Source organism: Paraburkholderia elongata (genome assembly GCF_013177735.1).
GTDB classification, from domain to species: domain Bacteria; phylum Pseudomonadota; class Gammaproteobacteria; order Burkholderiales; family Burkholderiaceae; genus Paraburkholderia; species Paraburkholderia elongata.
This window is the reverse complement of record NZ_WOEZ01000230.1, coordinates 39295-49279: the sequence shown is the minus strand read 5'-3', so window position 1 is coordinate 49279 and position 9985 is coordinate 39295. Positions and strand designations below refer to the sequence as shown.

Annotated in this window: 7 protein-coding genes; 2 read left to right on the top strand and 5 right to left on the bottom strand. The window is 64.3% G+C overall.

Annotation, left to right across the window (positions count from 1 at the left end; genetic code table 11):
- Positions 1-127: 127 nt before the first annotated feature.
- From prmB to dapC, 5 genes are all read right to left on the bottom strand, one after another.
- Positions 128-1012, bottom strand: coding sequence for a 50S ribosomal protein L3 N(5)-glutamine methyltransferase (prmB, locus tag GNZ13_RS40650; protein WP_172175826.1), 885 nt, complete (start codon positions 1010-1012; stop codon positions 128-130).
- A 16-nt stretch (positions 1013-1028) separates the two neighbouring features.
- On the bottom strand, positions 1029-2168 hold the full coding sequence (gene dapE, locus GNZ13_RS40645; RefSeq protein ID WP_172175824.1) for a succinyl-diaminopimelate desuccinylase: 1140 nt from the start codon (positions 2166-2168) through the stop codon (positions 1029-1031).
- Positions 2169-2387: 219 nt separating this feature from the next.
- Positions 2388-2753, bottom strand: a complete 366-nt coding sequence (locus tag GNZ13_RS40640; protein WP_172175822.1) for an ArsC family reductase — start codon at positions 2751-2753, stop codon at positions 2388-2390.
- Positions 2753-3580, bottom strand: a complete 828-nt coding sequence (dapD, locus tag GNZ13_RS40635; RefSeq protein WP_172175819.1) for a 2,3,4,5-tetrahydropyridine-2,6-dicarboxylate N-succinyltransferase — start codon at positions 3578-3580, stop codon at positions 2753-2755. Before dapD ends, GNZ13_RS40640 begins: the two co-directional genes overlap by 1 nt.
- Positions 3581-3652: 72 nt before the next feature.
- Positions 3653-4870, bottom strand: coding sequence for a succinyldiaminopimelate transaminase (gene dapC, locus GNZ13_RS40630; protein ID WP_172175817.1), 1218 nt, complete (start codon positions 4868-4870; stop codon positions 3653-3655).
- 411 nt (positions 4871-5281) lie between these two features.
- On the opposite strand from dapC, the gene GNZ13_RS40625 reads away from it, so the two are divergent.
- Positions 5282-6292 carry a DMT family transporter gene (locus GNZ13_RS40625; protein WP_172175815.1) on the top strand — a complete coding sequence of 337 codons (1011 nt, stop codon included), beginning with the start codon at positions 5282-5284 and terminating at the stop codon, positions 6290-6292.
- 149 nt (positions 6293-6441) lie between these two features.
- Positions 6442-9960, top strand: a complete 3519-nt coding sequence (gene smc / locus GNZ13_RS40620; protein ID WP_172175813.1) for a chromosome segregation protein SMC — start codon at positions 6442-6444, stop codon at positions 9958-9960.
- Positions 9961-9985: the final 25 nt, after the last annotated feature.

The window sequence follows — 9985 nt, the reverse complement described above, 5'->3', positions numbered from 1 at the left end:
GTCGTACGCTGCAACACGCACGGAAGGCAGTGAACGTCTGCCGCGCGCGTCGCGCGATAAGCGGTCCGGCGATCCGGCGGTCCGGTGATCCGGTGATCCGGCGATCCGGCGATCCGGCGATAAAACGTCAGACCGGCAGATCCGCGGCCTGAATCAGGAACACGTTGTCGTCGCCGGCGCTCGTCGACAGCCAGACCAGATCGAGGCCGCCGAATGCCGCTTCGACGTTCGCGCGCTCGTTGCCGATCTCGACCACCAGCACGCCGTCTTCGGTCAGCCAGTTGCGCGCTTCGGCGATTATCCGGCGCACGATATCCATGCCGTCCGCGCCGCCTGCCAGTGCCATGTCGGGCTCGTGCTTGTATTCGGCAGGCAGTTCCTGCATCGAGGCGGCGTTCACATACGGCGGATTGCTGATGATCACGTCGTACCGACGCTCGGCGAGCGGCGCGTAAAGATCGCCTTCGAAGAGGGCGACGCGGTCGTCGAGCCGGTAGTCCGTCACGTTGCGCGTGGCGACTTCGAGGGCGGGTGCGGAGAGATCGACCGCGTCGATATCCGCGTTCGGGAATGCGTGCGCCGCGAGGATCGCAAGGCAGCCTGAGCCGGTGCACAGCTCAAGCACGGCGCCCACCTGTTCGGGATCTTCCACGTACGGCTGCAGGCCGTCCTGCAGCAACTCGCCGATGAACGAGCGCGGCACGATCACGCGTTCATCCACGTAGAAGCGGAAGCCGTGCATCCACGCTTCCTGCGTGATGTAGGCCGCCGGCACGCGCTGGGCGGCGCGGCGCTCGATCACGTTCAGCACGGCATCGATTTCAGCCGCGGAGAGACGTGCGTCGAGGAACGGCTCCAGCAGATCGAGCGGCAGATGCAGGGTGTGCAGGATCAGATAAGCGGCTTCGTCGTAGGCGTTGGCCGAGCCGTGGCCGAACGACAACTCGGCCTGGTTGAAGCGCGACACCGCGAAACGCAGCAGGTCGCGGACGGTGGAGAACGGGAGCGTCATCGCGGAAATTCCTTGGTCAGGCGATCAGTTGTTCGAGCACGCGGCGATACACGTTCTTCAGCGGCTCGATGTGTGCGACTTCGATATGTTCGTCGATCTTGTGGATGCTGGCGTTCAGCGGGCCGAATTCGATCACCTGCTCGCAGATGCGGGCAATGAAGCGGCCATCCGAGGTACCGCCGGTGGTTGACAGTTCAGTCGTGACGCCGGTTTCGTCCTTGATCGCTTGAGCCAGCGCGTTCGACAGATCGCCGCGCGGCGTGAGGAACGGCAGGCCGCTCACGGTCCATTGCAGGTCGTATTCGAGACCGTGCTTGTCGAGGATCGCATGGACGCGAGCCTGCAGGCCTTCCACCGTGCTGGCCGTCGAGAAGCGGAAATTGAACATCACGTCCGCATGGCCGGGAATCACGTTCGTCGCGCCGGTGCCGCCATGGATGTTCGAAACCTGCCAGGTGGTGGGCGGGAAGTACTCGTTGCCGTCGTCCCAGCGTTCGGCAACCAGTTCGGCCAACGCGGGCGCGAGCAGATGCACCGGATTTTTCGCCAGATGCGGATAGGCGATATGGCCTTGCACGCCCTTGACGATCAGCTTGCCAGACATTGAACCGCGCCGGCCGTTCTTCACCATGTCGCCGAACTGCGCGCTCGAGGTCGGTTCGCCGACGACGCAGTAGTCCATGCGCTCGCCGCGCGCCTGCAGCGCTTCGACGACTTTGACGGTGCCGTCGGTAGCGGGACCTTCTTCGTCGCTCGTAATCAGGAATGCGATCGAGCCGCGATGCGCGGGGTGCGCCGCGACGAACTCCTCGCTTGCCACTACGAAGCCGGCGATCGACGCCTTCATGTCCGCCGCGCCGCGGCCGTAGAGCTTGCCGTCACGGTGGGTCGGCTCGAACGGTGCCGAGTGCCATTGCTCGAGCGGGCCGGTCGGCACGACGTCAGTGTGGCCGGCGAATGCGAGCAGCTTGCCGTGCGTGCCGTCGACGCCGCGTTTGACGGCCCACAGGTTGGTCACGCCGTTCGATTCGATCGTCTCGTGCTCGAAGCCGAGCGCGGACAGGCGTTTGATCAGCAGGCGCTGGCAATGCTGGTCGTCGGGCGTGACAGACGCGCGCGCAATCAGTTGTTCGGTAAGAGCGAGGGTGCCGGACATGGATTCAGTACAAGCCACATTGGAATGAAAAAATGCCGGCTGGCGGTTGGACACCGCAGCCGGCAACAGCTTTTAAGCAACGCGGCGAGGCCACGTTTTACTGCTTGTTGCGTTCGATCTTCGCGCCTGGTCCTGGTGCCTGGTGCTGCGTTCGACCTGCGCGCTTGAACTTTGCTTCCGGTCTTGCGCGTCAGATCAGGCAAACAGGCACTCAGACAATCAGGCAAACAGCGCCGAGTATTCGTCCGCGGAGAAACCGAGCGACTTGACCCTTCCGTTGACCACCAGCACCGGCCGCTTGATTACCGACGGCTTGTGGATCATCAACGCGATCGCGCCCGATTGCGTGTCCGCCGCCGCCTTCATGTCGTCGGACAGGGCGCGCCAGGTCGTGCCGCGACGGTTCAGCAACGCGTCGAGCTTCACGTCCTTCAGCCAGTCCTGAACGAGCGGCTCGGTCACGCCGTGTTTCTTGAAGTCGTGGAATTCGAACTCGACATCATGCTCTTCGAGCCATACACGGGCCTTCTTCACGGTGTCGCAGTTCGGGATGCCGTAGACGACGGTCTTGGTGCCGCGTGCCATCAATCGCCTCGCAGCAGCTCGTTCAGGCCGACCTTTGCGCGCGTCTTGGCGTCGACTTTCTTGACGATCACGGCGCAGTAGAGGCTATGCGAGCCGTCTTTCGACGGCAGGTTGCCCGCCACCACCACCGAGCCCGCCGGAATGCGGCCGTACGTGACTTCACCGGTTTCGCGGTCGTAAATCTTGGTGCTCTGGCCGAGGTACACGCCCATCGAGATCACCGAGTTTTCTTCGACGATAACACCTTCCACCACTTCCGAACGCGCGCCGATGAAGCAGTTGTCTTCGATGATGACCGGGTTGGCCTGCAGCGGCTCCAGCACGCCGCCGATGCCCACGCCGCCCGACAGGTGGACGTTCTTGCCGATCTGCGCGCACGAACCGACGGTCGCCCACGTGTCGACCATCGTGCCTTCGTCCACATACGCGCCGATGTTGGTGTACGACGGCATCAGCACGACGTTCTTCGCGATGAACGAGCCGCGGCGCGCGATGGCGGGCGGCACGACGCGGAAGCCGCCAGCGGCGAAGTCTTCAGCGGTGTAGTTGGCGAACTTCGACGGCACCTTGTCGTAGAACTGGGAGTAACCGCCAGCCGGCATCGGCTGGTTGTCTTCCAGGCGGAACGACAGCAGCACGGCTTTCTTCAGCCATTGATTGACGATCCAGTCGCCGTCCTTCTTTTCGGCCACGCGCAGCGCGCCCTTGTCCAGTTGCTCGATCGCGTGGGCGACGGCTTCGCGCACGTCGGCCGGCGCGGCCTTCGGCGACAGTTCGGCGCGGTTTTCCCAGGCGGTATCGATGATCTGCTGAAGTTGTTGCGACATATGCGTGCTTCTCTGAAGAGTTGAAATCTGAAGAAGGGAATGCGGTGCGCGGGGTTGCTGAATGCGAAAAACTCAGCCCGCGAGCGCGCGGCAAAAATCGACGATTCGTTGTGCGCCTTGCGTGCATTCGTCGACATCGGCGACCAGCGCCATGCGCACGAAATTGCGGCCGGGGTTCGTACCGTGCGCAGTGCGCGCGAGGAACGAGCCCGGCAGAACCGTCACATTATAGTCGGCGTAGAGGCGCTGGGCGAACTCGGTGTCCGACAGGCCCGTGTGCGAGACGTCCGCCCACAGGTAGAACGCGGCGTCCGGCAGGCGTACGTCGAGTACCTCAGCGAGCATCGGCGTCACGGTGGAAAACTTCTGCACGTACTTCGCGCGGTTCTCGCGCACGTGCGTTTCGTCATTCCAGGCCGCGATGCTGGCACTCTGGAACACCGTCGACAAGGCCGCGCCGTGGTATGTCCGGTATAGCAGGAAGTCTTTCAGGATCGCCGCGTCGCCCGCCACGAAGCCCGAGCGCATGCCCGGCACGTTCGAGCGCTTGGACAGACTCGACAGCATCACGAGGCGCTCGAAGCCGCGGCCGAGCTTGTGGGCCGCTTCCAGGCCGCCGAGCGGCGGATTGGCTTCGTCGAAGTAGATTTCCGAGTAGCACTCGTCCGAGGCGATCACGAAGCCGTAACGGTCGGACAGCGCGAACAGTTCGCGCCAGTCGTCGAGCGTGAACACGGCGCCGGTGGGATTGCCCGGCGAGCACACGTACAGCAGCTGCGTGCGCGCCCAGATGTCGGCTGGGACCGCCGAATAGTCGCAGGCGAAGTTGCGCGCCGGGTCGCTATTGACGAAGTACGGCTGCGCGCCGGCGAGAATCGCCGCGCCCTCGTAGATTTGGTAGAACGGGTTCGGACAGAGTACGATCGCAGGCTCGCCGTCAGCATTGCGCTTTGGGTCGATGACCGTTTGTGCGAGCGCAAAAAGCGCCTCGCGCGAACCCGACACCGGCAGCACCTGGGTGGCCGGATCGACCGGCGGCAGGTTGTAGCGCTGCGTCACCCATTTCGCGATCGACTCGCGCAGTGCCGGCGAACCGATGGTGGCCGGATACGCCGACAAACCGCCGAGCGAGGCAATCACCGCGTCGCGAATCAGCGAGGGCGTGGGATGTTTCGGTTCGCCGATCCCAAAGCTGATGTGCGCGAGGCCGGCCGGCGGCGTGACGTCCTTGAAAAGCGCGCGCAGCTTTTCGAACGGATAGGGCTGAAGGGAGTCGAGTAGCGGGTTCACTGGGCGGATCGAGCCTGATCGAGGATGGGCGCAGACGGATGCTGGGAGAGGCTGGGCACGCGCGCTGACCGCAAAACGCAAGAATGACGCGAAAAAGGGCGGCAGCGGCGGCGAACTGACGATTATAGCGTGGCGCGCAGCCGTTCGCGGCCAGCGTGGCGAGGCGGCGCGGGCAGGAAGGCCGCAGCGGCGCCTCACGAGTAAAAAGCGGTACAACCCGCCAGGCGGCGCAGCCAATGCGCTGCAGCGGGAACGACGCGAACCGCAGACGGTTCGCGCAAAAAAAGAAGCAGGAGCAGCAATGTACGTGGCAGCAATGGAGACATCGAGACGAAGCGCGCGCAACGCCGCCGTCGTCAGTGCCGGCAGCGCCGCCCGCAAGAGCAGCGACCGCCGCGGGAGCACCGCATCATGAGCAACTGGCTTCGCAACGGCTGGCCGACGGCTTGGCCTACGCTCGCAATCATGCTCGGCGCCTCGGTGTGGGGCATGATCTGGTTTCCGCTGCGCATGCTGAATGCGCTCGGCGTGACCGGCACGGCGGCAAGCGCGCTCACGAGCGGCGCTGGTTGCCTGTTCGTCCTGCTGGTGCGCTATCGCGCGCTCAGGACCGTGCGCTGGCACTGGCTGCTGCCGGCCTTGGCGCTGGCCGCGGGCATCACCAATCTCGGCTTCGTGTGGGGCTCGATCCACGGCGAGGTGATGCGCGTCCTGCTGCTGTTCTATCTCACTCCCGCCTGGACCGCGCTCTTTGCGCACTTCATCCTGCACGAACGGCTGACCTGGGCGGGCGCCGGCCTCGCTACGCTGTCGCTGGCCGGCGCGATGACCATGCTGTGGTCGCCGCAACTGGGCATCCCGGTGCCCGGCAACCTTGCCGAATGGGCAGGGCTTGCGGGCGGCATGGGCTTCGCGATGAGCAACGTGCTGATCCTCAAGACGAGCCGTGTGCTGCCGGAGATGAAACCGGAAATGCGCACCGCGACGATCTTTGGCGGCGCGGCGATTTTCAGCGCCTGTGCATCGCTGTTCGAGGCGATGCCCGCACCGCCCACCGGCGCGCATCTCGGCACGGCCGCGCTGCTAGTGCTCGGCCTCGGTTTTCTGCTCGCGTCGAACAATATGCTTGTGCAGTATGGAATCGCGCGGGTGCCGGCCAATCGGGCCTCGATCATCATGCTGTTCGAGATCGTGGTCACGGCCTTGTCCGCTTGGCTCTTTGCCGGCGAGACGCCGGGCCCGCGCGAATGGGCCGGCGGCGCGTGCATCGTGCTGGCGTCGGCGCTATCCAGTTGGGTGCACCGGACCCGCGCCTTGCCGCCAGATCCGGCCAATCAGGATGCGGGTCTCGACGCCGACCGCGATGCAGACCTCGGCGCAGACCGTAAGGACGGTAAGAACCGCTCGCGCGCGATGGTATGATTGCCCCTCATTAGCTGGCGCACGCTTCACCGCGTGCGGTTGGCGCCCGTATCGCGAGGTTTCGCGGGCCGTTTCGCTGCATCGGCGAACGGCTGGCGCGGCCTTCACGAGCCACCTTTTATTTTCCCTTTTCAAACAGCGAAATCGCCGTGCGTCTGACCTCGATCAAACTCGCTGGCTTCAAGTCATTCGTCGATCCCACGCATTTTCAGGTCCCGGGCCAGCTCGTTGGCGTGGTCGGACCGAATGGGTGCGGCAAGTCCAACATTATCGACGCCGTGCGCTGGGTGCTCGGCGAATCGCGCGCTTCCGAGCTGCGCGGCGAGTCGATGCAGGACGTGATCTTCAATGGCTCGACCGCGCGCAAGCCCGGTAGCCGCGCCAGCGTCGAACTCGTGTTCGACAACGCCGACGGCCGTGCCGCCGGGCAGTGGGGGCAGTATGCCGAAATCGCCGTCAAGCGCGTGCTCACGCGCGACGGCACCTCGAGCTACTACATCAACAACCTTCCGGCGCGCCGCCGCGACATTCAGGACATCTTCCTTGGCACCGGCCTCGGGCCGCGTGCGTACGCGATCATCGGGCAGGGCATGATCGCGCGCTTGATCGAGGCGAAGCCGGAAGAGCTGCGCGTGTTCCTCGAAGAAGCCGCAGGCGTGTCGAAGTACAAGGAACGCCGCCGCGAAACCGAGAACCGACTGCACGACACGCGCGAAAATCTGATCCGCGTCGAAGACATCGTCCGCGAACTCAGTGCGAACCTCGAGAAGCTCGAGGCGCAGGCGATCGTCGCGACCAAGTACAAGGATTTGCAGGCCGACGGCGAAGAGAAGCAGCGTCTGTTGTGGCTGTTGCGCAAAAACGAAGCCGGCGGCGAGCAGGAACGCCAGCAACGCGCGATCGAACAGGCGCAGATCGACCTCGAAGCGCAAACCGCGAAGCTGCGCGAAGTCGAAGCGCAACTCGAAACGCTGCGCGTCGCGCATTATTCCGCCAGCGACGCGATGCAGGGTGCACAAGGTGCGTTGTACGAGGCGAATTCCGAAGTCAGCCGCCTCGAGGCCGAGATCAAGTTCATCGTCGAATCGCGCAATCGCGTACAAGCGCAGATCGCCGCGTTGACCGCGCAGCGTGAACAGTGGCAGTCGCAAGCCCAAAAAGCGCAAGACGATCTCGAAGACGCTGAAGAACAACTGGCTGTCGCCGGAGAAAAAGCCGTGCTGGCCGAAGACGAAGCCGCCGCCAAGCACGACGCGATGCCGGCGCTCGAAGCACGCTGGCGCGATGCACAGACCGAACTGAATGCCGAACGCGGCGGGATCGCGCAGACCGAACAGGCACTCAAGCTCGAAGCCGCGCATCAGCGCAACGCCGACCAGCAATTGCAGCAGTTGCAGCAGCGTCACGAGCGGCTGAAGTCGGAAGCGGGCGGGCTGGATGCCCCCGACGAAGCGCAACTCGAAGACCTGCGCATGCAGCTCGCCGAGCACGAAGAAATCCTGCATGACGCGCAGACCCGTCTCGCCGACGCGCAGGAAACGCTGCCGCGTCTCGACGGCGAACGCCGCGTTGCCCAGGAACGCGTGCAGTCGGAAAGCGCACAGATTCATCAGCTCGACGCACGCCTTGCCGCGCTCAAGCAATTGCAGGAAAACGTTCAGACCGAAGGCAAGATCCAGCCGTGGCTTGAAAAGCACGAGCTGAGCGGCTTGCCGCGTCTGTGGAAGAAGCTGCATGTCGAAGCCGGTTGGGAAGCCGCGCTCGAAGCGGTGCTGCGCGAGCGGCTCGCCGCGCTAGAAGTGTCGAATCTCGACTGGGTCAAGGCGTTCGCCACCGATGCGCCGCCCGCCAAGCTCGCGTTCTATGCACCGCCGGCAGCCGGTCAGCCGGTTGCTACGCCGCCGGCTTTGCGTCCGCTGCTGTCGCTGGTTCGTATCGACGATGCAGGCATTCGCGCCGTGCTGAACGACTGGCTCGGCCTCGCCTTCGTCGCTGACGATCTGCAGCAGGCGCTTGCTATGCGCGCGCAATTGCCGGAAGGCGGCTCGTTCGTCGTGAAGGCCGGCCACGTGGTGACGCGGGTCGGCGTCCAGCTGTATGCCGCCGACTCCGAACAGGCCGGCATGCTGGCCCGTCAGCAGGAAATCGAAAACCTGGCACGTCAGGTGCGTGCGCAAGCCTTGCTCGCCGATGAGGCGAAGGCCGCCGCGATCCGCGCCGAAGCCGCGCACACGCAAGCCGCACAAGCGTTGACCGATGTACGTCAGCAGTCGGAGCGCGCGACGCAACGCGTGCACGCATTGCAGATGGACGTGCTGAAGCTCGCGCAAGCGCATGAGCGTTACACGCAGCGCAGCACGCAAATCCGCGAAGAGCTCGGGGAAATCACCGCGCAGATCGAAGAGCAGCGCGCATTGCGCGGCGAATCGGAAGCGAACTTCGAGCGTCACGACAGCGAACTCGCCGAACTGCAGGCGCGTTTCGAAGATCACCAACTTGCCTTCGAAGCACTCGACGAAGCGCTTACCGCCGCGCGCGCCCAATCGCGCGATCTCGATCGGGCCGCCACCGACGCGCGTTTCGCCGCGCGCAACATGGCGAACCGTATCGACGAATTGAAGCGCAGTATCCAGGTCTCGCACGAGCAGAGCGAGCGCGTCGCCGCGTCGCTGGAAGATGCGCGCGCCGAGTTGGAAACAATCAACGAGCAAACCGCGCATACCGGCTTGCAGGACGCGCTCGATATCCGCGCGGTCAAGGAAGAAGCGCTGCACGCCGCGCGTCTCGAACTGGACGACCTGACCGCCAAGCTGCGTGCCGCCGACGAAACCCGTCTGACCGCCGAGCGTGCGCTGCAACCGCTGCGCGACCGCATCAACGAGTTGCAGCTGAAGGAACAGGCCGCGCGCCTGAACGGCGAGCAGTTTATCGAGCAACTGGCCGCGGCCGGCGTCGATGAGGCGGAATTGCAGGCCAAGCTCACGCCGGACATGAAGCCGTCCTACCTGCAAGGCGAAGTCACGCGGATCAACAACGCGATCACCGCGCTCGGCCCGGTCAACATGGCCGCGTTGGACGAACTGAAGGCGGCGACCGAGCGCAAAACGTTCCTCGATTCACAATCGGCCGACCTGAACAACGCGATCGAAACGCTCGAAGACGCGATCCGCAAGATCGACGGCGAAACGCGTACGCTGCTGCAAGGCACCTTCGACGAAGTGAACCGTCATTTCGGCGAGCTGTTCCCGCGTCTCTTTGGCGGTGGCCAGGCCAGGCTGATCATGACCGGCGACGAGATCCTCGACGCCGGCGTGCAGGTGATGGCGCAACCGCCGGGCAAGAAGAATTCGACGATTCACCTGCTGTCGGGCGGCGAGAAGGCATTGACCGCCACCGCACTGGTGTTCGCGATGTTCCAGCTGAATCCCGCGCCGTTCTGTCTGCTCGACGAAGTGGACGCGCCGCTCGACGACGCCAATACGGAACGCTTCGCAAACCTCGTGCGCGCGATGTCGGACAAGACGCAGTTCCTGTTCATTTCGCACAACAAGATCGCGATGGAAATGGCGCAGCAACTGATCGGCGTGACCATGCAGGAGCAGGGCGTGTCGCGGATCGTTGCGGTCGACATGGAAACGGCGGCGGGTTTCGCCCAGAATATCGTTTAAGTTTTCGTTTAGGTTGATCATCGCG

Excerpts from the sequence above, each read along its gene's own strand:
- prmB (WP_172175826.1), bottom strand. The coding sequence starts at position 1,012 with ATGACGCTCCCGTTCTCCACCGTCCGCGACCTGCTGCGTTTCGCGGTG.
- dapE (WP_172175824.1), bottom strand. The coding sequence starts at position 2,168 with ATGTCCGGCACCCTCGCTCTTACCGAACAACTGATTGCGCGCGCGTCT.
- GNZ13_RS40640 (WP_172175822.1), bottom strand. The coding sequence starts at position 2,753 with ATGGCACGCGGCACCAAGACCGTCGTCTACGGCATCCCGAACTGCGAC.
- dapD (WP_172175819.1), bottom strand. The coding sequence starts at position 3,580 with ATGTCGCAACAACTTCAGCAGATCATCGATACCGCCTGGGAAAACCGC.
- GNZ13_RS40625 (WP_172175815.1), top strand. The coding sequence starts at position 5,282 with ATGAGCAACTGGCTTCGCAACGGCTGGCCGACGGCTTGGCCTACGCTC.